At 63.6% G+C, this 24,255-nt stretch carries 24 protein-coding genes; 11 read left to right on the forward strand and 13 right to left on the reverse strand.

Annotated elements, in window-relative coordinates:
• The first annotated feature begins 120 nt into the window (after positions 1–120).
• Entirely contained in the window at positions 121–882 is a 762-nt protein-coding gene (locus ACMGF5_RS11955) for a YdcF family protein (protein WP_046785136.1), read from the forward strand.
• A gap of 140 nt (positions 883–1,022) precedes the next feature.
• Here ACMGF5_RS11955 and lnt read toward each other — a convergent pair whose 3' ends face one another.
• From lnt to ACMGF5_RS11975, 4 genes are read right to left on the reverse strand one after another with little or no spacing between them, the layout of a single operon-like run.
• The gene (gene lnt, locus ACMGF5_RS11960) at positions 1,023–2,540 is read right to left on the reverse strand and encodes an apolipoprotein N-acyltransferase (RefSeq protein WP_414157806.1); all 1,518 of its coding nucleotides are present in this window, start codon (positions 2,538–2,540) and stop codon (positions 1,023–1,025) included.
• A gap of 8 nt (positions 2,541–2,548) precedes the next feature.
• Positions 2,549–3,388, reverse strand: a complete 840-nt coding sequence (locus ACMGF5_RS11965) for an HlyC/CorC family transporter (protein WP_046785138.1) — start codon at positions 3,386–3,388, stop codon at positions 2,549–2,551.
• Positions 3,389–3,413: 25 nt separating this feature from the next.
• Positions 3,414–3,887 carry an rRNA maturation RNase YbeY gene (gene ybeY / locus ACMGF5_RS11970; RefSeq protein WP_012312569.1) on the reverse strand — a complete coding sequence of 158 codons (474 nt, stop codon included), beginning with the start codon at positions 3,885–3,887 and terminating at the stop codon, positions 3,414–3,416.
• Positions 3,880–4,878 carry a PhoH family protein gene (locus ACMGF5_RS11975; RefSeq protein ID WP_039601873.1) on the reverse strand — a complete coding sequence of 333 codons (999 nt, stop codon included), beginning with the start codon at positions 4,876–4,878 and terminating at the stop codon, positions 3,880–3,882. Before ACMGF5_RS11975 ends, ybeY begins: the two co-directional genes overlap by 8 nt.
• A gap of 163 nt (positions 4,879–5,041) precedes the next feature.
• Here ACMGF5_RS11975 and ACMGF5_RS11980 point away from each other — a divergent pair, with 163 nt between their 5' ends.
• Positions 5,042–5,368: a DUF1820 family protein gene (locus tag ACMGF5_RS11980; RefSeq protein ID WP_039601874.1), complete on the forward strand. Its 327-nt coding sequence runs from the start codon at positions 5,042–5,044 to the stop codon at positions 5,366–5,368.
• 6 nt (positions 5,369–5,374) lie between these two features.
• On the opposite strand, the gene ACMGF5_RS11985 is transcribed toward ACMGF5_RS11980, so the two are convergent.
• The 4 genes from ACMGF5_RS11985 to ACMGF5_RS12000 form a co-directional block, all read right to left on the reverse strand.
• A complete protein-coding gene (locus ACMGF5_RS11985; RefSeq protein WP_119688210.1) occupies positions 5,375–5,920 on the reverse strand; it encodes a tetratricopeptide repeat protein in 546 nt (181 codons plus the stop codon).
• A 186-nt stretch (positions 5,921–6,106) separates the two neighbouring features.
• Positions 6,107–7,390: a glutamate-1-semialdehyde 2,1-aminomutase gene (gene hemL, locus ACMGF5_RS11990; protein WP_115273497.1), complete on the reverse strand. Its 1,284-nt coding sequence runs from the start codon at positions 7,388–7,390 to the stop codon at positions 6,107–6,109.
• 17 nt (positions 7,391–7,407) lie between these two features.
• Positions 7,408–8,031 (reverse strand): thiamine phosphate synthase, encoded by a 624-nt coding sequence (gene thiE / locus ACMGF5_RS11995; RefSeq protein WP_115273498.1) that lies wholly within the window; start codon positions 8,029–8,031, stop codon positions 7,408–7,410.
• 14 nt (positions 8,032–8,045) lie between these two features.
• Entirely contained in the window at positions 8,046–8,843 is a 798-nt protein-coding gene (locus ACMGF5_RS12000; RefSeq protein WP_115273499.1) for a hydroxymethylpyrimidine/phosphomethylpyrimidine kinase, read from the reverse strand.
• Positions 8,844–9,108: 265 nt separating this feature from the next.
• On the opposite strand from ACMGF5_RS12000, the gene ACMGF5_RS12005 reads away from it, so the two are divergent.
• The 4 genes from ACMGF5_RS12005 to ACMGF5_RS12020 all read left to right on the forward strand — a co-directional run bounded on the left by ACMGF5_RS12005 (position 9,109) and on the right by ACMGF5_RS12020 (position 15,046).
• The gene (locus ACMGF5_RS12005; protein ID WP_046785142.1) at positions 9,109–11,100 is read left to right on the forward strand and encodes a hybrid sensor histidine kinase/response regulator; all 1,992 of its coding nucleotides are present in this window, start codon (positions 9,109–9,111) and stop codon (positions 11,098–11,100) included.
• Between the two features lie 125 nt (positions 11,101–11,225).
• Complete coding sequence (locus ACMGF5_RS12010; RefSeq protein ID WP_119688212.1) at positions 11,226–12,878, forward strand: acyl-CoA dehydrogenase family protein; 1,653 nt, start codon at positions 11,226–11,228, stop codon at positions 12,876–12,878.
• 68 nt (positions 12,879–12,946) lie between these two features.
• Positions 12,947–14,410, forward strand: coding sequence for an AMP nucleosidase (gene amn / locus ACMGF5_RS12015; protein ID WP_046785144.1), 1,464 nt, complete (start codon positions 12,947–12,949; stop codon positions 14,408–14,410).
• Between the two features lie 6 nt (positions 14,411–14,416).
• On the forward strand, positions 14,417–15,046 hold the full coding sequence (locus tag ACMGF5_RS12020; RefSeq protein WP_046785145.1) for a pseudouridine synthase: 630 nt from the start codon (positions 14,417–14,419) through the stop codon (positions 15,044–15,046).
• A 101-nt stretch (positions 15,047–15,147) separates the two neighbouring features.
• On the opposite strand, the gene ACMGF5_RS12025 is transcribed toward ACMGF5_RS12020, so the two are convergent.
• Positions 15,148–15,351 carry a DUF2788 domain-containing protein gene (locus ACMGF5_RS12025; RefSeq protein ID WP_012312580.1) on the reverse strand — a complete coding sequence of 68 codons (204 nt, stop codon included), beginning with the start codon at positions 15,349–15,351 and terminating at the stop codon, positions 15,148–15,150.
• Positions 15,352–15,383: 32 nt separating this feature from the next.
• Positions 15,384–15,860: an Lrp/AsnC family transcriptional regulator gene (locus ACMGF5_RS12030; protein WP_003249795.1), complete on the reverse strand. Its 477-nt coding sequence runs from the start codon at positions 15,858–15,860 to the stop codon at positions 15,384–15,386.
• A 394-nt stretch (positions 15,861–16,254) separates the two neighbouring features.
• Between ACMGF5_RS12030 and ACMGF5_RS12035 the strand changes: the two genes are divergently transcribed.
• Positions 16,255–17,100: a DUF6515 family protein gene (locus ACMGF5_RS12035; RefSeq protein ID WP_174140978.1), complete on the forward strand. Its 846-nt coding sequence runs from the start codon at positions 16,255–16,257 to the stop codon at positions 17,098–17,100.
• A gap of 3 nt (positions 17,101–17,103) precedes the next feature.
• Here ACMGF5_RS12035 and ACMGF5_RS12040 read toward each other — a convergent pair whose 3' ends face one another.
• The gene (locus ACMGF5_RS12040; RefSeq protein WP_323613416.1) at positions 17,104–17,973 is read right to left on the reverse strand and encodes a cation diffusion facilitator family transporter; all 870 of its coding nucleotides are present in this window, start codon (positions 17,971–17,973) and stop codon (positions 17,104–17,106) included.
• A gap of 25 nt (positions 17,974–17,998) precedes the next feature.
• Entirely contained in the window at positions 17,999–18,418 is a 420-nt protein-coding gene (locus tag ACMGF5_RS12045; RefSeq protein ID WP_323613415.1) for a polyribonucleotide nucleotidyltransferase, read from the reverse strand.
• A gap of 117 nt (positions 18,419–18,535) precedes the next feature.
• Here ACMGF5_RS12045 and hrpB point away from each other — a divergent pair, with 117 nt between their 5' ends.
• On the forward strand, positions 18,536–21,064 hold the full coding sequence (hrpB, locus tag ACMGF5_RS12050) for an ATP-dependent helicase HrpB (RefSeq protein WP_414157807.1): 2,529 nt from the start codon (positions 18,536–18,538) through the stop codon (positions 21,062–21,064).
• Positions 21,065–21,076: 12 nt separating this feature from the next.
• Here hrpB and ACMGF5_RS12055 read toward each other — a convergent pair whose 3' ends face one another.
• The gene (locus ACMGF5_RS12055; protein ID WP_039603962.1) at positions 21,077–21,733 is read right to left on the reverse strand and encodes a YciC family protein; all 657 of its coding nucleotides are present in this window, start codon (positions 21,731–21,733) and stop codon (positions 21,077–21,079) included.
• A gap of 153 nt (positions 21,734–21,886) precedes the next feature.
• Here ACMGF5_RS12055 and ACMGF5_RS12060 point away from each other — a divergent pair, with 153 nt between their 5' ends.
• The 3 genes from ACMGF5_RS12060 (at position 21,887) to yedA (ending at position 24,249) form a co-directional block, all read left to right on the forward strand.
• Positions 21,887–22,639: a DUF2076 domain-containing protein gene (locus ACMGF5_RS12060; protein ID WP_414157808.1), complete on the forward strand. Its 753-nt coding sequence runs from the start codon at positions 21,887–21,889 to the stop codon at positions 22,637–22,639.
• A 63-nt stretch (positions 22,640–22,702) separates the two neighbouring features.
• Positions 22,703–23,182: an NYN domain-containing protein gene (locus tag ACMGF5_RS12065; protein ID WP_012312588.1), complete on the forward strand. Its 480-nt coding sequence runs from the start codon at positions 22,703–22,705 to the stop codon at positions 23,180–23,182.
• A 146-nt stretch (positions 23,183–23,328) separates the two neighbouring features.
• A complete protein-coding gene (gene yedA / locus ACMGF5_RS12070; protein ID WP_125923520.1) occupies positions 23,329–24,249 on the forward strand; it encodes a drug/metabolite exporter YedA in 921 nt (306 codons plus the stop codon).
• The last annotated feature ends 6 nt before the right edge of the window (positions 24,250–24,255 follow it).

Genomic DNA, 24,255 nt, shown 5'->3' on the forward strand with positions numbered 1-24,255 from the left:
CGGCGCAGGCCATCGCGCCCCGGTAATTCAACAAACACTTCACTCGATCGGCGCCGGCAGCGCACTTGTTGACCGGCGCCGATCCTCATAGGCTGCACGCCTGCCAAGGAGGTGTAGCCGATGCCGATTCGATTTTTCATCAAACAATGGTTGATGCCGCCGGGCATCCTGTTCCTGCTGTTGCTGGCGGCCTGGTGGTTGCGCGCCCGGCGCCCGCGGCTGGCGGCGCTGTGCTTTGTGCTGGGGCTGGGTGGGTTGTGGTTGATGAGCCTGCCGCTGGTGGTGCAGCACGGTGCGCGCCTGCTGGAAACCGAGCCCCCGCTGGCATCCGGCGATTGGGCCAGCCTGGCGCGCAGGGCGGATGCCATCGTCGTGCTCGGCGCAGGGCGTGAGCGCGGTGATCCGGCCTGGGGCGGTGAGGACCAGCCCTCGGCAACGGCGCTTGAGCGTATGCGCTTTGCCGCGCGACTGGCCAAGGCTTCGGGCTTGCCGGTGCTGACCAGTGGCGGTTTGCACTACGATACCCCGCCGAGCGAGGCGCGGCTAATGGCGGATCGGCTGCGTGAAGATTTCGCTGTCGAGGTCAAATGGAAGGAAGAGGCCAGCCGAACCACGTGGGAAAATGCCCAATTCAGCGCGCAATTACTCAAGCCACTGGGTATTGGGCGTGTGGTGCTGGTGACCCAGGCGTGGCACATGCAACGTTCGCGCTGGAGCTTCGAGCAGGCCGGGTTTGAAGTGATACCGGCGCCGATGGGGTTCCTTGGGCGGGACCATGCGCGGCCGTTTGCCGGGTTGCTGCCGGAAAGCCGGGCGATGTGGCAGAGCGGGCAATTGCTGAATGAAGCGGTAGGGTTGGCGGGCTATCGGTTGTTCTATTGATTCAAGAGAGCACTCGAGCCCGCGTAGGAGCGGCCTTGTGTCGCGAAAGGACTGCGCAGCAGTCCCAGGATATCTGTGGCGCCGCTGATATCCTGGGGCCGCTTCGCAGCCCATCGCGACACAAGGCCGCTCCGGCCTGATCAGACGGTTTTGGCTATGCGCCCCGCCAGCAATGCCCAACCCAGCAGCAAGGCACAGACAATCGCCAGCGGCCACGAGCGCCACTGCAGGTACGGCGTCAGTTGCTGCATCGGGACCACTTCGCCATACAGCACGGCCCGCTGGAACTGCGGAACCTGGGCCGTGATCCGGCCAAACGGGTCGATCAGGGCGGTGACGCCGTTGTTGGTGGCGCGGATCATCCAGCGGCCGGCTTCCAGCGCGCGCATCTGCGCCATCTGCAGGTGCTGCAGCGGGCCGATCGAGGTGCCGAACCAGGTGTCGTTGCTGATGGTCAGCAACAGGTCGCTGCGCGCCGCCAAGCCCGCAGCGAACTCGGGGTAGACCACCTCGTAGCAGATGTACGGGGCAATCTGGTAACCCTTGGCCTGGAGCAGTGGCTGGTCCTCAGGGCCGCGGGCGAAGTCCGACATCGGCAGGTTGAAGAACTCGATCAGGCCGCGAAGCATGTCCTGCAGTGGCACGTATTCGCCGAAGGGCACCAGCTTCTGCTTGAGGTAGGTGCCATCGCCTTCGCCTGTCACGGTCACGCCGTTGTAGTAGCGGCGTTGCTGATGCACCACTTCGCGCACCGGCACGCCAGTGATAAGTGCCGAATGCCGGTCGGCGGCAAAACGCCCCATCACGTCGATGTAGCCTTGGGCCTGGTCCTTGAGGATCGGCACGGCTGTCTCTGGCCAAACCAGCAGATCCACCGGTTTTGAGCTGAAGCTCATGTCGCGGTACAGCGCCAGTTGTGCATCGATGTGCGCCGGGTCCCATTTCAGCTCTTGTTCGACGTTGCCCTGCAGGGCTGCGACCGTCAGTGGGTCGCCAGCAGGCTTGGTCCAGGCGTGGTCTTTGAGGGCCATGCCGACAGCCCAGGGGGCCAGCAGCAACAAGGCTCCCACGGCAAGGAACGATGGGCGTGCACGCAGGCGGTGCAGGTTGCACAGCAGCGCCGCGCTCAATGCCAGGGCGAAAGAGATCAGCCACACGCCGCCCAGCGGCGCCAGGCCAGCCAAAGGCCCGTCCAGTTGGCTGTAGCCGGCATAAAGCCAGGGGAAGCCGGTCAGGAACCAGCCACGGAAAGCCTCTTGCAGCAGCCACAGGGCGGCAAAGCACAGCGCATCGGCCAAGGGGGCTTCATTGCGGCGCAGCCAGCGCGCCCACAGCCAGGTGGGCAGGGCAAAGAACCAGGCAAGGGCGGCGAAGAACGCCACCAGCAGCACGATCGCCAGCAGCGGCGAGGCGCCGCCGTAGGTGTTCATGCTGACGTAGATCCACCAGGTGCCGGCCCCGTACAGGCCAAACCCGAACCACCAGCCGCGCCACATGGCCTGGCGCGGGGTGAGCTCGCGCAGGCCGAGGTAGAGCACCGCGATGGACAACAGGGCCAGCGGCCAGATGTCGAATGGCGCCAGGGCCAGAAGGGTAGAGGCGCCGGCCGCCAAGGCCAGCAGGTTACCGGGCCAGCCGGGGCGGGTGATCCAACGCATGTTTGTCCTTAGCGGGTGATCGGGGTCAGGCGCAGCAAGTGTATCCGCCGGCTGTCGGCATTGAGAATACGGAACTTGTAGGGCCCGATCTCAGTGGTCTCGTTGCGCTTGGGCAGGTGGCCGAAAGCGCTCATCACCAGGCCGCCAACCGTGTCGAACTCATCATCGGAGAACTCGCTGTCGAAGAACTCGTTGAAGTTCTCGATCGGCGTGAGCGCCTTGACCAGGAAGTCGCCGCTGGGCAGTGGCTTGATATAGCTGTCTTCCTCGACATCATGCTCGTCTTCGATGTCGCCGACGATCTGTTCGAGCACGTCCTCGATGGTGACCAGGCCCGCCACGCCGCCGTACTCGTCGATGACGATGGCCATGTGGTTGTGGTTGGCGCGGAACTCGCGCAGCAGCACGTTCAGGCGCTTGGACTCGGGCACGAACGTGGCCGGGCGCAGCAGGTCCCTGATGTTGAAGCTGTCGCCGTTCTCTTTGAGGATCAGCGGCAGCAGGTCCTTGGCCAGCAGGATCCCGAGCACATCGTCATGGCTTTCGCCGATCACCGGGTAACGCGAGTGCGCGGCGTCGATGACGGCCGGCAGGAATTCGCGAGGCGACTGGGTAGCCTTGATGCTGATCATTTGCGAACGCGGCACCATGATGTCGCGTACCTGCAGGTCGGCGACCTGGATGGCGCCTTCGACGATGGTCAGCGCTTCGCTGTCGAGCAGCTTGTTCTGATGGGCTTCGCGCAGCAGCTCGAGGAGCTCCTGGCGGTTTTTCGGCTCATGGGCAAAAGCCTGGGTCAGTTTACCCAGCCAGGACTTCTGCCCGTTGCTCGATCGATCTTCGCTCATGGCGTTTCTCGTGATCCTTGCAGTATCAGTGTGTGATTGAATCGTTTTCATCATCGGCATACGGGTCAGGGTGACCCAGTTCTGCCAGCAATTCCCGTTCCAGCGCTTCCATTTCCTCGGCCTCATCGTCTTCGATGTGGTCGTAGCCAAGCAGGTGCAGGCAGCCGTGGATGACCAGGTGCGCCCAATGCGCTTGCAGCGACTTGCCCTGTTCGGCAGCCTCACGCTCGACCACCGGCACGCAGATCACCAGGTCGCCCAGCAGCGGGATATCGAGCAGTTCATCGGGCACATCGGCCGGGAACGACAGCACATTGGTCGCGTAGTCTTTGTGCCGGTAGGTGTGGTTGAGCTCGCGGCCTTCGGCTTCGTCGACCAGACGGATGGTCATTTCCGAGTCGGCGCTGCGCTGGCGCAAGGCCAGTTCGCACCAGGCGCGCAAAGCGGCATCGTCAGGGGTGGCGGCATCCGTGGCGCGCTGCAGGTCAAGTTCAAGCATCTTTGCCGGGCGCCTCGGGCTTGGCCTGGCGGGCATCGAAGCGGTCATAGGCCTCGACAATGCGCTGCACCAGTGGGTGACGAACCACATCTTTGGGTTGGAAGTGGGTAAAACTGATACCCGGAACGTCCTTGAGCACCTCGATCACATGAGCCAGGCCCGACTTGGTGCCACGTGGCAGGTCGACCTGGGTGATGTCGCCGGTGATCACCGCAGTGGAGCCGAAGCCGATACGGGTCAGGAACATTTTCATCTGCTCGAGCGTGGTGTTCTGGCTCTCGTCGAGGATGATGAAACTGTTGTTCAAGGTACGGCCGCGCATGTAGGCCAGCGGGGCGATCTCGATCACCTGGCGCTCGATCAGCTTGGCCACGTGCTCGAAGCCGAGCATTTCGTACAGGGCGTCGTACAGCGGGCGCAGGTACGGGTCGATCTTCTGGGCCAGGTCGCCAGGCAGGAAGCCAAGCTTTTCGCCGGCCTCGACCGCCGGGCGCACCAGCAGGATGCGGCGCACCTGCTCGCGCTCCAGGGCATCGACGGCGCAGGCCACGGCCAGGTAAGTCTTGCCGGTACCGGCCGGGCCTACGCCGAAGTTGATGTCGTTGGCCAGGATTTCCTTGACGTAGCGCTGCTGGTTGACGCCGCGTGGGCGAATGTTGCCCTTGCGCGTGCGCAGGGAAACGCTGACCTCGTTGACTGCCGGGTTTTCGATGTTCTCGACGGTCGATTCCTGCAGGTACAGGTGCACGGTTTCCGGCGACAGCTCGGTGGCCTTGGCCTCGCGATAGAGGCGGCGCAGCAGTTGCTCGGCAGCAGAGGTGGTCTTGGGTTCGCCGATCAGCTCGAATTGATTGCCGCGGTTGCGGATTTCGATAGCCAGGCGTTGTTCGATCAGGCGCAAGTGCTCGTCGAACTGGCCGCACAGGTTGGCGAAGCGGTGGGCCTCGAAGGGTTCGAGGATGAAACGATGAGGTTGTATGGGTGCGTTCAAGGTCGTTTTTAGCCGCTCGACGGCAATAATGGTGAACTCAAGAATAACCCTTGAAGGGCAGGGGCGAAAGCACTGAAACGTTCAACGGTATCGGCGGCACAGATCAACGGGCCTGTCTGTTATGATGCGCGCCTTTTCTTACGCATGTGTTATCCCGGCAAACATGAGCAAACGCGAACCCGCCATCTATAAAGTGATCTTCCTCAATCAGGGGCAGGTCTTCGAGATGTATGCCAAACAGATCTATCAGAGCGACCTGTGGGGCTTCCTGGAAATCGAGGAATTCGTTTTTGGGGAGCGCACCCAGATCGTGGTCGACCCGAGCGAAGAGAAGCTCAAGAACCAGTTCGAAGGTGTGATCCGCAGCTTCGTGCCGATGCACTCGATCGTGCGTATCGACGAGGTCGAGCGCCTGGGCACGGCCAAGATCAGCGAAGCCAAGGGAAGTGGCAATGTGATGCCGTTCCCTATGCCGATGCCAGAGAAGTAAAGCGAGTCAGGGGAGCGGCGAGAACGGCGTGCGCCCTTCGGCGCTTTGCAGTTCCAGCAGGTATTTGCGGAAGATCTGGCCGAGCACCTGGGTGGCATGCTCCAGTTCATCGCGGGGCATCTGCTCGGTGACTTCGTCGGCCATGTCCAGCGCATCTTCGGCGCCGTTGACCGCCGCCATTTTCAGCAGGATATAGGCCTGTACGTTGTTGGCCTCGACCCCTTCACCATGAAAGAACATGCCGCCAAGGCGATACTGGGCTTGTGCATGGCCCTGCAGCGAGGCTTTTTCGAACCAGTCCAAGGCCATTTTCAGGTCTTTGGGGGTTTGCGCATAGTAGTACTCACCCAGTTCGTACTGCGCCTGGGCGTCCCCGGTCGCCGCCATCTGCTCGCAAGCCTTGAGGGCGTTTTGCTGGTCCTCTGGCTGGACATTGAGCGTGCAGCGCCCCGTTGCAGGAATCAGCAACGAGTTACCGCCCTCCGCCAGTGCCAGCAGGGGCTGAAGAAGCAACAGGCAGCCCAGGGCAAGGGCGCGGCCGGTGCGGTTCATGGGGATCGACTTACCTCTGCAAAGCTACGGCCAATGTCTCTGGTGGCACATTATGGGATAAGCAGCGCCAACCTTACAAAGTTTTACTCGAATTTATGTACCGGTGGGAAAAGTTACTGGTGATGGACGGGCATTTATCGCCAGAGCTCTTCGCGGGTTTACCCGGCGAAGAGCTCTGACCGCGCTTTACTTCAGTGCGGCAAATGCCCGCTCAGCCGCATCCAGGGTGATCTGCAGCTCCTTGTCACCGTGTGCGATCGAGGTAAAGCCGGCCTCGAACGCGCTAGGTGCCAGGTAGACGCCACCGTCGAGCATCAGGTGGAAGAAGCGCTTGAAGCGCTCGGCATCGCTGGCCATCACGTCATCGAAGGTGACGATATCGTCGGCGCCGCTGAAGTACAGGCCGAACATGGCACCTGCCTGGGTTGTCACGAACGGCACGCCAGCGGCATCTGCGCGCTGCTGCAGGCCGTCGAGCATGCGGCTGGTGAAGCCGCTCAGCTCGTCGTGGAAGCCCGGGCGGCTGATCAGCTTCAGCGTGGTCAGGCCTGCGGCCATGGCCAGCGGGTTACCCGACAGGGTACCGGCCTGATACACAGGGCCCAGCGGAGCGATGCAGCCCATGATCTCGCGCTTGCCGCCGAAACAGCCGACCGGCATGCCGCCGCCGACGATCTTGCCGAAGGTCGACAGGTCCGGCGTGATGCCGTAGTAGCCTTGGGCGCCGCCCAGCGAGACGCGAAAGCCCGTCATCACTTCGTCGAAGATCAACACTACGCCGTGCTTGTCGCACTGCTCGCGCAGGCCTTCGAGGAAGCCAGGCGCTGGGGGTACGCAATTCATGTTGCCGGCCACTGGCTCGACGATGATGCAGGCTACGGTCTGGCCGACTTCCGCCAGGGTCTTCTCGACTGCAGCGATGTCGTTGAACGGCAGGGTCAGGGTGTGCTTGGCGAAGTCCGCCGGCACGCCTGCCGAGCTTGGCACGCCCTGGGTCAGCAAACCGGAGCCGGCCTTGACCAGCAAGCTGTCGGAGTGGCCGTGGTAGCAGCCTTCGAACTTGATGATGGCGTCGCGGCCGGTGTAACCCCGGGCCAGGCGGATCGCGCTCATGGTGGCTTCGGTGCCGGAGCTGACCATGCGTACCATTTCCATGGACGGCACCAGCGAGCAGACAAGGTCTGCCATCTCGGTTTCCATGGCGGTCGGCGCGCCGTAGGACAAGCCGTGCTGCAACTGGTTGCGCACCGCGTCGAGCACCTGTGGGTGGCCGTGGCCGAGGATCATCGGGCCCCACGAACCCACGTAGTCAACATAGCGCTTGTCGTCTTCGTCGACGACATAGGCGCCCTCGGCATGCTTGAAGAACAGCGGGGTGCCGCCGACGCTCTTGAAGGCGCGGACCGGCGAGTTGACGCCACCTGGGATGTGCTTCTGGGCTTGGGCGAACAGGGATTCGGAACGGGACATGGGATCTTCTCTTGAAATCAGGAAGCGAACAGGGCGTTGAAGGCGCGGGCGCGGCGGGTGACTTCCTGCGCGCTGTCGGCACCGAACAGGCCATGGATCACCGCCAGCAGGTCGGCACCGTGGGCGACCAGCGGAGCGGCGTTGTCGAGGGTGATGCCGCCGATCACGGCGAGCGGCAGTTTGACCTGGGCCCGGGCCTGCGCGAGCAGGCCAACATCGGCAGCGGGTGCACCGGGCTTGGTCACGGAATTGAAGAAACGGCCAAAGGCGACATAACTGGCGCCTTCGCTGGCGGCCTGGGCGGCCAGGTCGAGGCTGGCGTGGCAGGTCGAGCCAATGATGGCCTGGCGGCCCAGCAGCGCACGCGCCGGGGTCAATGGGCCGTCGGTCTGCCCCAGATGCACACCGACGCCCAGGCGCGCAGCCAGTTCGGCGTCGTCGTTGATGACCAGCTCGGTGCCGTAGCGCTCGCAGAGCTTGAGAAGCGCTTGGGCTTCGCGCAGTCGACGGGCGGCATCATCGCTTTTATCGCGGTACTGCAGCAGGCGCACGCCGCCTTCCAGTGCCGCCTCGACATGGGACAGGAAACGGCCGGCGAGCAGCTGGCTGTCGGTGATTGCATACAGACCGCGTAGCTTCATCAGAAAGCCTCGTATCAGGAGCAGAAGTCCAGGGGCAGGCGGCGCGGGACGAACTGGCCCTTGCCCAGCTGCTCGGCGTCACGCAGGGTGCGCCAGGTGTAGTCGAGTGCACTGCGCACGGCGCTTTGCAGGGCTTCGCCCAAGGCCAGGCGGCCGGCCAACGTGCTGGCCAGGGTACAACCCGAGCCGTGGTAGCTGCCAGGCAGGCGCTGGCAGGTCCAGGTATGATGCTGGCCATCGCGGCTGTACAGGCGGTTGTGGATTTCGTCTTCGTCGCCGTGGCCACCGGTGATCAGCAGGTGTTTGCAGAACGGCAACAATTTTTCGGCACACTCGTCTGCCGTACCTTCGGGCAGTTCGGCAAGAATGCGGGCCTCGGGCAGGTTAGGGGTGGCGATGGCGGCCAGCGGCAACAGGCGCTCGCGCAGGGCATAGCCGACCTCGTCCTTGCCCAGCCGGCCACCGCCACCGGCGCGCAGCACCGGGTCGCAGACCACCGGCAGGTGCGGGTGGGCACTGAGCAGTTCGGCGACGGTATCGACCATTTCGATCGAGCCGAGCATGCCCAGCTTGACCGCGGCTACCGTGGAGTCGGCCAGTACGGCATTGGCCTGGGCCAGCACCCACTCGCGGTCGAGCACGCGGAAGTCGGAAACATTGACGGTATCCTGCACGGTCAGGGCGGTCACCGCAGGTGCGGCGTGACAGCCTTGGGCGATCAGGGCTTCGATATCTGCCTGCAAGCCGGCACCGCCACTTGGGTCGTGGCCGGATAGACAGAGGACAACGGGGCGGGAGCTGTAGGTATTCATGGTCGGCGAGCTTACCACCAAACCCTTTTGTACGGATCGTCCTACAAACGGGTTTTGTTGATCGATGGGTCAGCTTTGTGCTTTTAGCTGGCCTGAAAGCACTGATCTAGAGCCTTTTAAGCTTAAATCAAGATGGCCCGTTGCCAGCCTTCAAAGCTATGCTAGAGTGCTCGGATAACTCGATAAACGGGCTTTGCCGGAATTCGTCGTCTCATAGGGATAGGGGGCCATTGCGACGTGTCCGGGCACGCCATGCTGGGGCCGTATGCGCTATTTGCTGATTTTGCTTCTGGGCTGCTTGCCCGTGCTGGCCACTGCGGTCGATTTCGACGACACCACCCGGTACCTTTCGCTGGGCAGCACCATGCAGGTCTATGAAGACCGCGAGGGCAGCGCCAGCATCGCCCAGGTTACCGCGCCCACCTTCGCCAAGCGTTTTCGCCTGCACCGTGAACAAGTGCTGAATGCCGGCTATTCGACTTCGGTGTTCTGGCTCAAGGTCGATTTGCGCTACCTGGCCTCGGCCAACCCCGCACCGCGCCAATGGTTGCTGGAGCTGGCGTACCCGCCGCTGGATCACCTCGAGCTCTATCTGCCGGGCGCCGATGGTACCTACCGCCTGGCACAGCGTACCGGCGATGCCTTGCCCTACGACAGCCGGCAGATCCGCCAGAACAACTACCTGTTCGAACTGCCGCTGCAGCCCAATCAGGCGACCACCGTCTACCTGCGCCTGCACAGCCAGGGCTCGGTACAGGCGCCGTTGGCGCTGTGGTCTGCCGAGGCCTACATGGAAGAGCAGCCCACGCGCCTGTATGTGCTGGGGATGATCTACGGGGTGTTGCTGGTGATGCTGGTGTACAACCTGTTCATCTTCCTCAGCGTTCGGGACGTCAGTTACCTCTACTACATCCTCTATATTGCCTCGTTCGGCTTCTACCAGGTGTCGGTCAACGGCGCAGGGGTGGCGTACTTCTGGCCGAACAGCCCCTGGTGGGCGAATGCCGCCACGCCCTTGTTCATCGGTGCTGCCGGCTTGTTCGGTTGCCAGTTCGCCCGCCACTTCCTGCGCCTGGGCACGATCAGCCGAGGGTTCGATCGGCTGCTGCAACTGTTGATGCTCGGGGCAGTGCTGGTGATGCTGCTGGCGGTGAGCATGCCCTATGGCATTGCCTTGCGCATGGCCACTGTGCTGGCCCTGCTGTTCACCGTCAGCATTTTCACTGCGGGGCTATACGCCTGGGTGCGCGGTCTGCGCGTGGCTCGCTGGTTCATCATTGCCTGGACGGCGTTCCTGCTGGGCGGGCTGGTCAATACCCTGATGGTGCTGGGGTACCTGCCCAATGTGTTCCTGACCATGTATGCCAGCCAGCTCGGTGCGGCGCTGGAAGTGGCGTTGTTGTCCCTGGCCCTGGCCGACCGTATCAACAGCATGCGCGAACAGCAGGCGCAGACCCTGCGTGATACCGGGCGGACACTGGAACAACTGAACCAGCAGCTGGCCAGGAGCAACCACCTCAAGGATGAATTCCTCGCCACGATCACCCATGAACTGCGCACCCCGATGAACGGTGTTATCGGCTCGCTGGAGCTGATGCACACGTTGCCGCTGAGCGCCGAGATGGCCCAGTACCACCGCACGGCGGTGGGCTCTGCGCAGAACATGATGGACATGGTCGACGATATTCTTACCCTCACCGAGCTGCAGGCAGGTCGCCTGCGCGCGCAGCCGGTGCCGTTCAGCTTGCGCCGCACGCTTCAGGACCTGCGTGCCGGCTACGCTGGAACGGCCCTTGGCAAAGGGCTTTACCTGAGCCTGGACATTCCCGCAGAGCTGCCGGACGAACTGCTTGGCGATGCGCATAAGTTGACGCGCTGCCTGGGTTGCCTGGTAGACAATGGCCTGAAGTTCACCCACCAGGGCGGCGTGATGGTTCAGGTGCGCGGCCGTCGGCTTGGGCCCGACAGCCTGGCGCTGACTTTCACTGTCAGTGACAGCGGCATCGGCTTCGATGACCTGGACCAGGCGATCCTGTATCAGCGCTTCTTCCAGGTCGATGGCTCGATGACCCGGCGCTACGGTGGCCTGGGCATCGGCCTGTCGATCTGCCGGCAGTTGGGCGAGGTGCTGGGGGGCACGTTGATGCATGAGTCTACGCGGGGGTTGGGGAGCCGTTTCGAGTTGACGCTGAATGTGGCGATAGCGCAGGTGCAGGTAACGGCGGGCAGGGCGGCTTCGGGGGTTACCCGGTTCTGAAGGCTGCCGGGCGCATGCCACGATGGTGTGCGTTGCCACCTGTTTAGTCATTATTGTCACTTTGACTGGCCCACAGGGAGTGCTTCACTGGGACTTTCATGCATACCCGGCCCCAGGAGCTCCCGATGAACCTGCACCAGTACGCTGAAACCCACGAAGTCACCAATCAGCCACCGTCCCTCGACGGCGCCAACCTGTACCGCCTGGACCTGCCACTGCAGGAGTGGTCGCGGCGTTTCGGTGCCGGCTGGGCCGAATCGCGGATCGATGCCTACGGTGCCTTGGCCGGTGGGCCCCTGATGGCCGCAGGCTTTCTGGCCAACGCGCACAAACCAGCGTTCAGCAGCCATGACCGTTACGGGCACCGCATCGACCTGGTGGAGTTCCACCCCGCCTACCACGAGCTGATGCGTACGGCCGTCGAACACGGCCTGCCGTCGTTGCCCTGGGCCGAGCCGCGCCCCGGTGCCCATGTAGCCCGGGCATCGATGACTTACCTGCACAGCCAGGCAGAAGCCGGTACCGGTTGCCCGCTGACCATGACCTTTGCCGCTGTCCCCGCACTCAGGCTGCAGCCTGAGCTGGCCGAGTACTGGTTGCCGAAGATTCTCGCCCGCGAGTACGACCCCCGCAACGTCGGCGATCAGCACAAGGCAGGTGTGACCATCGGCATGGCCATGACAGAAAAGCAGGGCGGTACCGATGTACGCGCCAACACCACCCGCGCCTATCCTGTCGGCAGCCCGGGGTCGGGCCAGGCCTACGAGCTGGTTGGGCATAAATGGTTCTGTTCGGCGCCGATGTGCGACGCCTTCCTGACACTGGCGCAGACCGACAAAGGCTTGAGCTGTTTCCTGTTGCCACGCCATCGCCCGGATGACAGCCGTAACCAGTTCTACATCCAGCGCCTGAAGAACAAGCTCGGCAACAGCTCCAATGCTTCCAGCGAAGTGGAGCTGCGTGGCGCTCTGGCCTGGATGGTCGGCGAGGAGGGGCGGGGAGTGCCAACCATCATCGAGATGGTGGCCATGACCCGCTTCGACTGCATGGTCGGCTCAAGCGCCCTGATGCGCCAGGCCTTGACCCAGGCCACCCACCACTGCGCACACCGCAAGGTCGGCGGCCGGGTGCTGAGCGAGCAGCCGCTGATGCAGAACGTGCTGGCCGATCTGGCACTGGAAAGCGAAGCGGCCCTGGCCTTGAGCCTGCGCATGGGGCAAGCGCTAGAGCAACTCGATGATCCGCAGCAGGCGCACTTCGCCCGGTTGGTCACGGCGGTGGGCAAGTACTGGATCTGCAAGCGCGCGCCCGCGATGATCAACGAAGCTGCCGAATGCCTGGGCGGCGCCGGTTATGTCGAGGACAGCATCCTGCCGCGCTTGTACCGCGAAGCACCGGTCAATTCCACCTGGGAAGGTTCGGGCAACGTCCAGTGCCTGGATGTGCTGCGGGCCTTGTCCAAGGAGCCGGGCGTGCTCGACGCGCTGTTCGCTGAACTGGGCGATGGCCATGGCGATCCACGGCTGGCGGCGCACATCGGCAATCTCAAGGGCGCGTTCGCCGACACGGGCGACATTCAGTATCGTGCCCGGCAGCTGACCGAGGACATCGCCCTGGCCCTGCAGGCCAAGCTGTTGCTGGAAGCGGGCAACACCTCAGTCAGCGATGCCTTCATCGGCAGCCGGCTGGCCGGCGGCGGTCGCGTTTACGGGGCATTGCCGCGCGGCGCCGATGTCCAGGCGCTGGTGGCACGGGCCACGCCGGTCTGGCCCGGCTGACAGGGGGTGTTTTTACCGGCGAAGGCAGGCAAGATGGCTGACATGCATGTCCAGACAGGAAGCACAGTGTGAGCCAAGCCTTTGTAGTCGTTGATACCCCCGAACAGGCCGTCGACCGTCTGGCGGCCTTGCATGAACAGGCCACCGGGGCCCTCAGCCAGGCCCTCAAGCGTTACCTGAAGGACCGCACCGAGCCGGACGCCGACGAGCGCGCCGTTTACCGCTACCCGGCCTTGCGCCTGACCTATTACAGCCACGGCGAAGTCGCCGCCACCACCCGTGCCTATGCCAAGGTACAGGTGGCGGGCACCTACAGCGTCACAGTCACCCAGCCTGCGGCATTTCGGGGTTATCTGCTCGAGCAGTTGCGCCCCTTGATGCACGACTACACCGTGACCGTCGAGGTAGGTGTCAGCGAGCAGAACATCCCGTACCCTTACGTGGTCGACCAGGGCGATGAACTGGCGGGCAGCGGCATCACTGCCGCCGAGCTGGCACGGGTATTCCCCAGTACCGATCTGTCCGCCGCCACCGACAACATCGCCGATGGGCTGTGTGACTGGGGCAGTGCCGAAACCCTGCCACTGGCGCTGTTCGACGCCGCCCGCGTGGACTTCTCGCTGCGCCGCCTGGTGCATTACACCGGCAGCGACTGGCGCCATGTGCAGCCTTGGATCCTGCTGACCAACTACCACCGTTATGTCGACCAGTTCATCAGCCATGGCCTTGAACAGCTGCGTGACGACCCGCGTTTCGTGCGCATGGTGCTGCCGGGCAACGTGGCGATCGAAAAAGGCATGGACCATGGTGAGGCCCAGGCCCTGGTGGCCAGCGTGGTCTGGCACCGCTATCAGATGCCGGCGTATCACCTGATCGCCGCCGACGGTGATGGTGTCACCCTGGTCAACATCGGCGTCGGCCCGTCCAACGCCAAGAACATCACCGACCACCTGGCCGTGCTGCGTCCGCATTGCTGGCTGATGATCGGCCACTGCGGGGGCCTGCGTCAGTCGCAGACCATCGGGGACTATGTGCTGGCGCACGCTTACATGCGCCGCGACGGTATCCTTGACCGGGTGGTGCCGCCGAACATCCCGATCCCGGCCCTGGCCGAGGTGCAACTGGCGTTGCAGGAGGCGGCAGCCCAGGTTACCGGCGAACGTGGCGAGGAATTGAAGAAGCGCCTGCGTACCGGCACCGTGCTGACATACGACGACCGTAACTGGGAGCTGCGCTGGGCCCAGGAACGGCCGCTGATCAACCTGTCGCGGGCCGTGGCGGTAGACATGGAGAGCGGCACCATCGCCGCCCAGGGTTATCGCCTGCGAGTGCCATATGGCACCTTGCTGTGTGTGTCCGATAAACCGCTGCACAGCGAAATCAAGCTGCCTGGGTCGGCCAACGCCTTCTACAACCGCGCGGTCAGCCAGCACTTGAAGATCGGTATCGCCGCCCTCGACCTGCTGCGCACCGAGCTCAATTCGCTGCACTCGCGTAAACTGCGCAGCTTCGATGAGCCGCCGTTCCGCTGAGGATCCATGCCACTGCCACCCCGTTCCAAGCCGCGCCACCCCAAGGCGCGGCCTGCCGGCCCAAAGCGCCAGCCCAAGGCGCCACCGGCCGAGCCTCGCCTGATCCTGTTCAACAAACCGTTCGATGTGCTTACCCAGTTCAGCGACAGCGATGGCCGTGCCACGCTCAAGGATTACATCGATATTCCTGGCATTTACCCGGCCGGGCGGCTGGACCGTGACAGTGAAGGGTTGCTGTTGCTGACCAACGACGGCGGTTTGCAGGCGCGCATCGCCGACCCCAGGCACAAGCTGGCCAAGACGTACTGGGTACAGGTGGAAGGCGAGCCGAGCGATGAGCAGCTAACGCGTTTGCGCGAGGGCGTGCAGCTCAATGACGGGCCGACCTTGCCTGCCGAAGCACGGCGCCTCGATGAGCCTGAGCTGTGGCCGCGCAACCCGCCGGTACGCTTTCGCAAGAGCGTGCCGACCAGTTGGCTGGAGTTGGTGATTCGCGAGGGGCGTAACCGCCAGGTGCGGCGCATGACAGCGGCGGTGGGCTTGCCGACTTTGCGCCTGGTGCGGGTGCGGATCGGTGATTGGGCGCTGGATGGGCTGGAGCAGGGGTGTTGGCGCGAGGTGCCGGCCAAGCTGTAATGCTCGCTGGCTTCATCGCCGGCAAGCCGGCCCCCACAGAAAATGCGCAGGCCTTGGCATTTGTGGGCGCCGGCTTGCCGGCGATGCGGCTTGAGAGGGCGCTACACCCCTTCCAGAAACCCCACGACCACGGTCTTGATGATAAAGGCCAGCACCCCCAGCCCTAGCACGAAGAACAGGATCATCGTGCCAAAGCGCCCGGCCTTGGATTTCTTTGCCAAGTCCCAGACGATGAAGCCCATGAAACCGATCAGCACGGTGACCAGGATGATCATCATCCATTCTTCAAATACAGCCGGATCCATCTGTGTGTTCTCCAGGCAAGCTCAGCAGCCAATCAACGAAGGTGGGTCAGGGGCAGTTCGGTACTCGCCAGCACCTGATTGAGCACGAAGCTCGAGCGCACGCTGGTGACGCCTTCGATGCGGGTCAGGCTGCCCAATAGCAGTTTCTGGTAGTGATCCATGTCCGGTACCACCACCTTGAGCTGATAGTCGGCATCCATGCCGGTTACAAGGCTGCATTCGAGCACCTGTGGCAAGTTGCGGATGGCTGCCTCGAAGGTCTCGAAGCGCTCCGGGGTGTGCCGGTCCATGCCGATCAGCACGTAAGCCGTCAGGCTCAGGCCAAGCTTTTTGCGGTCGAGCAGGGCGACTTGCCGTGAGATATAGCCGTCGTCTTCCAGTTGCTTGACCCGACGAGAGCAGGGTGAGGGCGACAGGCCAATGCGTTCGGCCAGCTCCTGGTTGGAAATGCGCGCATCGCGCTGCAATTCGGCGAGGATGCTCAGGTCGTAGCGGTCAAGCTTGCTCATGGAAAAGGCCTTTTCTGATCAGATTGCGGTGAATTATCGATCCAGGGTTAAAAATTGCGCAAGTGCTATTTATCTGAGCAATATTCGCAATCCGCTGCCGCCCCCTGTCCCGTATCTTTATCAACAGAATCACTGCCCGGACATCAGTCCACGGCGACGCGCCCTAGGCGGGCGGTCGCGGCCAGCCATCCAACAGGATCCGCCAGGCCCCCGGGCTACGTACCTCCACAAGAGCGTATGAGGTGAGCCGGCGCCACAAGTGCCGAGCACGGACGACAATTCTCAAAGGGAGGCCTCAAGGCCTCCCTTTTTTCATGGCCGCGATTTCATCTGTTTGTCCGTTACGGGCACGGTAGACTGGCAGCGTGCCGTTATCTTGACCGTGAGGAACAACATGAAGTCGCGCATCTGGCAGTTGGCAGGTGTTGGTTTGCTTGGCGTGAGCATCTGCCTGGGGGCGATGGCCCAGGGCCCTGAAGACGGGCATGGTGGCAATGGCCGGCAGGATCCCAACGGTAGTTACGAAGGCCGTTCGCCGCTCAACTCGCGCGATGAAGTGCACCAGACCCAGCCCGCCCGCCAGGGCTACTACCAGGATATTCCCCGGCGCAATGCCGATTACCGGCACTGGGAGGCTGGCGGCCCTGGTCAACGGCCTGGTGGCGACTGGCAGGGGCGGCCGGATGGCCATGGCAATGGTTGGGGGCCGGGGCCGCAGTATCGCCCCGGGCACAGCATCGACCGTTTCCCGGACCGCTACTGGAAAGTGCCCTACCGTGGGCAGGACTATTTCTACTCAGGTGGTTACTGGTACCAGCCGCATGGCGGCAGCTACATCGTGGTAGCCCCGCCGTACGGGGTGCGGGTCGGCTACCTGCCATCCTATGCACGTGAAGTGTGGGTGGGGGGTGCCTTGCTCTTCCTGGTGGCCGATACGTATTACCAGTACCTGGCAGACAGCCAGGAGTACGTGGTGGTCAGCCCGCCTGCGGTTGCACCGGCACCGGTGCCCGTGGCGCAAGCCCCTTCAGGCAACGCATACGATGTGGTGGCCTACCCGATGCATGGGCAAGGCCAGGAGCAGCAGGACCAGGACCGCTACCAGTGCCACCGTTGGGCGGTGAGCCAGTCCAACTTCGACCCTGCAACCGCCCCCAGCGCACCGCCGGCCAATGTTGCAGACAACTACCGGCGGGCGCTGGGGGCGTGTTTCAGTGGCCGGGGCTACAGTATCAATTGAGCCTCAGACGGGGTCGGCATGCACCATCACATCCGCCTGTGGATAACGCTGGCGGATGACTTCAGAGGCCTGGACGCACAGGGCATGTGCTTCGTGCAACGGCAACTGCCCCGGCAGCTCCAGATGCAGTTGCACGAACCACTGATTGCCCGACACCCTGGTGCGCAGGTCATGTACTCCCTTGACCCCGGCAATGCCCAGCACCAGTTCGACCATGCCCTCGCCGATGTCGCCGGGCAGTTCCTTGTCCATCAGGATTGCCGTGCTTTCCCGGGCGATCTGCAGTGCACTCCACAGGATGTACAGCGCGATACCCAGGCCAAACAGCGCATCCAGCTGCGGCCAGCCGTAGCGTGCCAGCAGCAAGGCCAGCAGGATGCTGCCATTTAGCAGCAGGTCAGAGCGATAATGCAGCGAGTCGGCACGCACCGCCGTTGAGCCTGTCACACGCACCACCTTGCGTTGCAGCGCCAGCAAGGCCAGCGTCAGTACCAGCGACAGCAGCATCACGCCGATACCGACGGCAGTATCACCCAAGGGCTGTGGCGATTGCAGGCGCTCGGCGGCCTGAACCCCGATCAGTACCGCACTCACGCCGATGAACACTGCCTGGGCCATGCCTGCCAAGGCTTCTGCCTTGCCGTGGCCGAAGCGATGGTCATCATCAGCCGGGCGTAGCGCATAGTGCACTGCGAGCAGGTTGAGGAACGAGGCGACCGCGTCCAGCGCCGAATCGGTCAGCCCGGCCAGCAGGCTGACCGAGCCACTCAGCCACCAGGCCACAGCCTTGCTCAGCACGAGGATGCTGGCCACCGCGAGCGAGGCGCGGGTGGCCAGGCGTAGCAGGCGCTGGTGTTCAGCCGAGGTGATCATGCCGAGGGTGGTTTCCTTGCAGGTTTCAGGCTGTCGGCACCAGGCCGAACGCTGCCAGTTGCTCGACGCTGCCGCGATGCTGGATCAACCGCGGGTCGTCCAGCGGCAGGCGCTGGCCCAGTTCGCTTTCGAGAATGGCCTGCAGCTTGAGGTTGTCGACCTTGCCATCGGACTTGATGGCCTCGCGCAGTTTTTCTGGCGCTACTTGTGCCGTGGTGCCCCCAGGGTAGTAGATGGCACCTGTGGCGAAGTCGACGCCAAAGGCAATTAGGCCTGGGATCACGTAGAACAGGATGCCGATGGCATCGAGGGCGACGATTACCGGGTCGACCTTGCCCTCGATCTGCCCGCGGCGTTCGGGGTAGAACAGTGTGCCGCAGGCCGTCAGCTGGGTCAGCAAGGTGGCGATGAGGGCGCCACCGATGACGCGGGATGGGATGCGCATTTGAATCTCCGAAGAAAGTTGCCACAAGGTGGGGCGATACGCCGGCACCTGATGCTAAGACCATGATAGAGCAGGCTGGGTTCGCCGTTATACTCGCCAGACTGTTCGAGGACCACCATGATTTCCTTACCGATCGATGCTGCCCTGCCGGCTTTACGCCATGCCTTGGAAAACCGTCACGAAGCGGTGCTCGAGGCGCCGCCCGGCGCAGGCAAGACCACCCGTGTACCGCTGGCACTGTTGAATGAACCCTGGCTGGCCGGGCAGACCATCGTGATGCTGGAACCCCGCCGGCTGGCGGCGCGCGCGGCAGCCGAACGGCTGGCCAGCGAGCTGGGCGAAAAAGTCGGCGAAACCGTGGGTTACCGCATTCGCCTGGACAGCAAGGTCGGGCCCAATACCCGTATCGAAGTGGTCACCGAAGGTATCCTGACCCGCCGGTTGCAGGCAGACCCTGCGCTGGAGGGGGTAGGGCTGCTGATCTTCGATGAGTTTCACGAGCGCAGCCTGGATGCCGACCTGGCCCTGGCGCTGAGTCTCAATGGCCGGGAACTGCTGCGCGACGATCCGCCGCTGAAAATTCTGCTGATGTCCGCAACCCTGGAGGGCGAGCGCCTGTCCCGGCTGCTCGACGACGCGCCGGTGATCAGCAGCGAAGGCCGCATGTACCCGGTTGATATTCGTTGGGGCCGGCCGTTCCAGCCTGGGGAATTCATCGAGCCACGGGTGGTGGACAGCGTGCTACAGGCCTTGGCCGATCAACCCGGCAGTGTGCTGGTGTTCCTCCCAGGCCAGGCTGAGATCCGCAGGGTTCACCAACGTTTGCAGGAATCATTGGCCGAGCGCCCGGACATTCTGCTGTGCCCCTTGCATGGCGAACTCGACCTCAATGCCCAGCGTGCCGCCATCGATCCGGCGCCCCAGGGCCTGCGCAAGGTCGTGCTGGCCACAAACATCGCCGAGACCAGCCTGACCATCGACGGCGTGCGCGTGGTCATCGATGCCGGCCTTGCCCGGGTACCGCGTTTCGACCCCGGCAGCGGCATGACGCGCCTGGACACCCAGCGCATCTCCCGTGCCAGCGCCACCCAGCGGGCTGGCCGTGCCGGTCGCCTGGAGCCGGGCGTGTGCTACCGCTTGTGGTCAGAGGCGCAGCACGACCAGCTGGCAGCACATGGCAGTGCCGAAATCCTCCAGGCAGACCTTGCTGGCCTGGCGCTGCAACTTGGCCGATGGGGTGTTACGCCTGACCAGTTGCGTTGGCTGGACCAGCCTCCAGCGGCGGCATTTTCCCAGGCGCAGGACCTGCTGGCGCGGCTTGGCGCTTTCAAGCTGGGCAGCCGCGACAACCTCAGTGAACACGGCCAGGCCATGGCCGAGCTTCCGGCTCACCCGCGAATCGCTCACCTGCTGCTGCGCGGCCAGGACCTGGGCTTGGCCGCGATGGCTTGCGATGTTGCCGCCTTGTTGGGCGAGCGCGACATCCAGCGCGCAGGTGGCGCCGACCTGCATGACCGGCTGGCGCTGATCAGCGGTGACAGCAAAGCCAGCCGTGGCGGCCAGGGCGGTGTGCAGCGTGCCCGGCAGTTGGCCCGACAGTATCGGGGGCTGCTGCGCGGCAAGGCCGGTGCGGCGGTTGCCGATCCTGAGCATCCACGCTGGCTCGGCGCCCTGCTGGCGTTGGCTTATCCCGACCGGGTTGCCCAGCAGCGTCGCGAGGGCGGGGCCGAGTATCGCCTGGCCAACGGCCGTGCCGCGTTGTTCGCCGAGGCCGATGCGCTGATGAAATGCCCGTGGTTGGTCATCGCCGACCTGGGCAGCCGCCAGGGGCAGCGGGAAGAGCGGATTTACCTGGCTGCCGAATTCGACCCGGCGCTGCTCGACGATGTGCTGGCCGAACAGGTGGAGCGCGTCGACATTCTCGACTGGGACGAGCGCGAGCAGGTGTTGCGTGCCGAGCGTCAGACCAAGGTCGGCGAACTGGTACTCAGCCGTGAACCGTTGCCTGGGCTGGATGATGACGCCCGCGCCAGGGCACTGCTAGGCCTGGTGCGGCGCAAAGGCCTGAACCTGCTGAACTGGACGCCAGAGTTGCGCCAGTGGCAGGCGCGAATAGCGCTGTTGCGCCAGCTCGACCTGGAAAAAGACGGCCACAGCGAGTGGCCCGACCTGGGTGATGAGGCGCTGCTGGCCAGCCTGGAGCACTGGCTGCAGCCTTATCTGGGCAAAGTCTCCCGCCTGAGCCATTTCGCCGCCCTGGACCTGCCTTCGATCTTGCGCAATCTGTTGCCCTGGCCGCTGCCCCAGCGCCTGGACGAATGGGCGCCCGCGCACCTGGCTGTGCCGTCGGGCTCCAGTATCCGGCTCGACTACAGTGAAAACCCGCCGATCCTCGCCGTGCGCCTGCAAGAGCTGTTCGGCATGGCTGACACGCCGCGCATCGCCCAAGGTCGCCAGCAGGTCAAGCTGCACCTGCTGTCGCCAGCGCGGCGGCCAGTGCAGGTGACGCAGGATTTGGCCAACTTCTGGCGCACCACCTATGCAGAGGTGAAGAAGGACCTCAAGGGTAGATACCCCAAGCATTACTGGCCGGACGACCCGCTGGTGGCGGAGGCCACCGCGCGGGCCAAACCGCGCGGTACCTGACTGGGAGACAGTTCAGGCGTCGTTCTTGCTCTCCAGCAGCATGAACAGGCGATACAGCACCACGGTACTGAACAACTGCAGGAAGCCGAGCAGGCTGGCCATGGCCAGCTCCAGGGCGGGTGCAGGCTCGGGGAAGGCGATCAGCAGCAGCCCGTCAATCAGCCAGATCGGGGCGAGCACGGCAAGTACGCAGAGCATGATGCGCATGAAGTGCCCGGTGGTCATGCGTGCGCTTTCGCGCATCGACTGCACCACCGGCAGGCCGCGCAGCACCAGCAGATACTCGGCGAACACCAGGTTGATCATGATCCATACCCCCGGGAAGACCAGCAGCGCCAGCCCGGCCATGATCAGCAGCGAACTGATCATGATCAGCAGCGCCAATTGAGGCCATAGCTGCATGGCGCGGGCAAACAGGTCGCGCTTGGGGATGTCCTGGCCGTTGCTGCGGGTGTCGAGGTAAAGAATCAGCGCCGCACTGTAAAGCGGGTAGAACAGCAGGCTCACCAGCATGCTGTAGGCCGGTGAGGCCTGGTCGCCCAACTGCTGGTACAACAGTTGGGTTACCAGGGCTTCGAGTACGACCAGCGGCAAGCACAGCGGGATGATGTTTGCCAGGTGGCGGCGGAAGAAGTAGAGGGAGTCGCGCAAAACGCTCAGCGGATTCATCGGTCAACATCGCATGGCAGTAAAAGCAGGGGCCTAACTTTAGCCCAGAGCAGTCAATTGCTGAAAAAAGTTTCACCAGGCCAGTAATTGAATCCGCCGCCTGCGCGCCCCATCTTTGACACGTCCGATGTCCTGCTCCCCATGAGGTAGCCCATGAACACTGAAGAACAAACCCTGATCGATGGCCTGTTTGGCCGCATCAAACAAGCCGAAGACCCCAGCCAGCCGCGTGATGCACAGGCCCAGGCGCGCATCGAGGAACACCTGCGCGAGCAGCCGGCGGCGCCTTACTACATGGCCCAGGCAATCCTGGTACAGGAGGCTGCGCTCAAGCGCCTGGACGAACAGAACAAGCAACTGGAAGCAGAGCTCAAACAGGCTCGTGCCCAGGTCGAGGCTTCCCGCACCAGCAGCACCAGCAGTGGTGGCTTCCTTTCCAGCATCTTTGGCGCCACTGGGCGTAATCCGCAGCCTGCCCAACCATCACAGCAGCCCCAGCGGCCTGCCACGCCGGTCGCTTCGGCAGGCGGTTGGCGGGAGCCGAGTGCCCCGGGCTTCTCCCAGCCGCAGGCGGCGCAACCTGGTTTCGGCGCCGCGCCGGCTCGGGGTGGTGCCAGCAGCTTCCTGGGTGGTGCGATGCAGACCGCTGCCGGTGTGGCCGGTGGTGTGTTGCTGGCACAAGGCATCAGCAGCCTGTTCAACCACCACTCGCAGCCGGAAGAGGTGGTCGAGGTGATCAAGGAAGAACCGGCCCCGGCCAGTGATACCGCTGGCTGGAACGACGAGGGCGCGCAGCCGCAGGTGGCCGACAATAGTGGCTGGGGCGCTGATCAGGGTGGTTTCGCTGACAGCGATTATGGCAGCGATGATGGCGGCTTCTTCTCGGACGACGACACCTTCGTCTGATCGGTCTGGCATACTGCTGGCATTTTCGGGGGCGCGTTGCGCCCCTTCAGCCGAGGGTATGTAGTGAAGAAAATCGCACTGTTCGCCGATGTGCAGAACCTCTACTACACCGTGCGCCAGGCCCACGGCTGTCACTTCAACTACACCGCGCTGTGGTCTGAAGTCAGCCGCGAGGGTGAGATCGTCGAGGCCGTGGCGTATGCCATCGACCGTGGGGACAGCAAACAGCAGCAGTTCCAGCAGATCCTGCGCAACCTTGGTTTCGATGTGCGCCTCAAGCCGTTCATCCAGCGCAGCGATGGTTCGGCCAAAGGTGACTGGGATGTGGGGATAACCCTGGATGTGATCGATGCAGCCAGCCGTGTCGATCAGGTAGTACTGGCTTCGGGCGATGGTGATTTCGACCTGCTGCTGGAGCGGGTGATACAGCGTCATGGCGCCGAGGCGGTGGTCTACGGTGTGCCGGGGTTGACCGCCATGTCGCTGATACGAGCGGCCAGCCGCTATGTGCCGATCGAAGGGCGTCTGTTGTTGAAGCATTGAAGCTCGGCGGCGCTTGATTGCCATTGCGCCGTATACCCCAGCCATTACGCAAAATTGTGCTGCCCAATTAATCCGGTTTTGTAACTTAATCTTGGCGGCGAGGCTCCCTAAACTCATTTCCCCGTAAACGGATTTCGAGTTTTGCCATGCCTGCCTCCCGCCGCTTCCCGTTATTGCTGATTGGTGCCTTTCTGGCCTTGTACCTGGTCTGGGGCTCGACCTACCTGTTCATTCGCATCGGTGTGGAGTCCTGGCCACCGATGCTGATGGCCGGGGTGCGATTCCTTATCGCCGGGGGCCTGCTCTATGGGTTTTTGCGCTGGCGCGGGGTGCCGGCACCGACCTGGCCGCAATGGCGTGCAGCAGGGGCCGTGGGTTTTCTGCTGCTCAGTTGCGGCAATGGCGGCGTGACGGTTGCAGAGCATGCTGGCGTTGCCTCTGGCGTCGCTGCGCTGGCGGTGGCTACGGTGCCGCTGTTTACCTTGGTGTTTGGCCTGCTGTTCGGCCATCGCAATTCGCGCCTGGAGTGGGCAGGCATCTTCCTTGGGCTGGTTGGCATCGGCCTGCTCAACCTCGGCTCTAACCTGCAGGCCAGCCCCATCGGTGCGGCGCTGATCCTGTTTGCGGCTGCCGCGTGGGCGTTCGGGTCGGTCTGGAGCAAGAGCCTGCCGTTACCCCAAGGCCCCATGGCCAGTGCGGCCCAGATGCTGGTCGGTGGTGCGGTATTGCTGTTGGGCAGCGCCCTGTCGGGTGAGCGCCTGACTCAGATGCCCACTGCGGCAGGTTGGGGCGCATTGGCTTATCTGGTCTTGTTCGGCTCGATCCTGGCATTCAGCGCCTACATGTACCTGCTCAAGCATGTGCGCCCGGCGGCGGCCACCAGCTACGCCTATGTCAACCCGGCGGTTGCAGTGTTGCTTGGTATCGTCTTTGCCGGCGAGCAGATCGGCGCAGAGGAATGCCTGGCGATGGCGGTGATCATCAGTGCCGTGGTGCTGATCGGCCTGCCGCAGTGGCGCAGGCCGGCGCAGCCCACTGCATCGCTCGAGGGCGAAACCTGCAAGTAGGCTGGG

This window comes from Pseudomonas sp. BNK-15, assembly GCF_047456105.1.
GTDB lineage: Bacteria > Pseudomonadota > Gammaproteobacteria > Pseudomonadales > Pseudomonadaceae > Aquipseudomonas > Aquipseudomonas putida_E.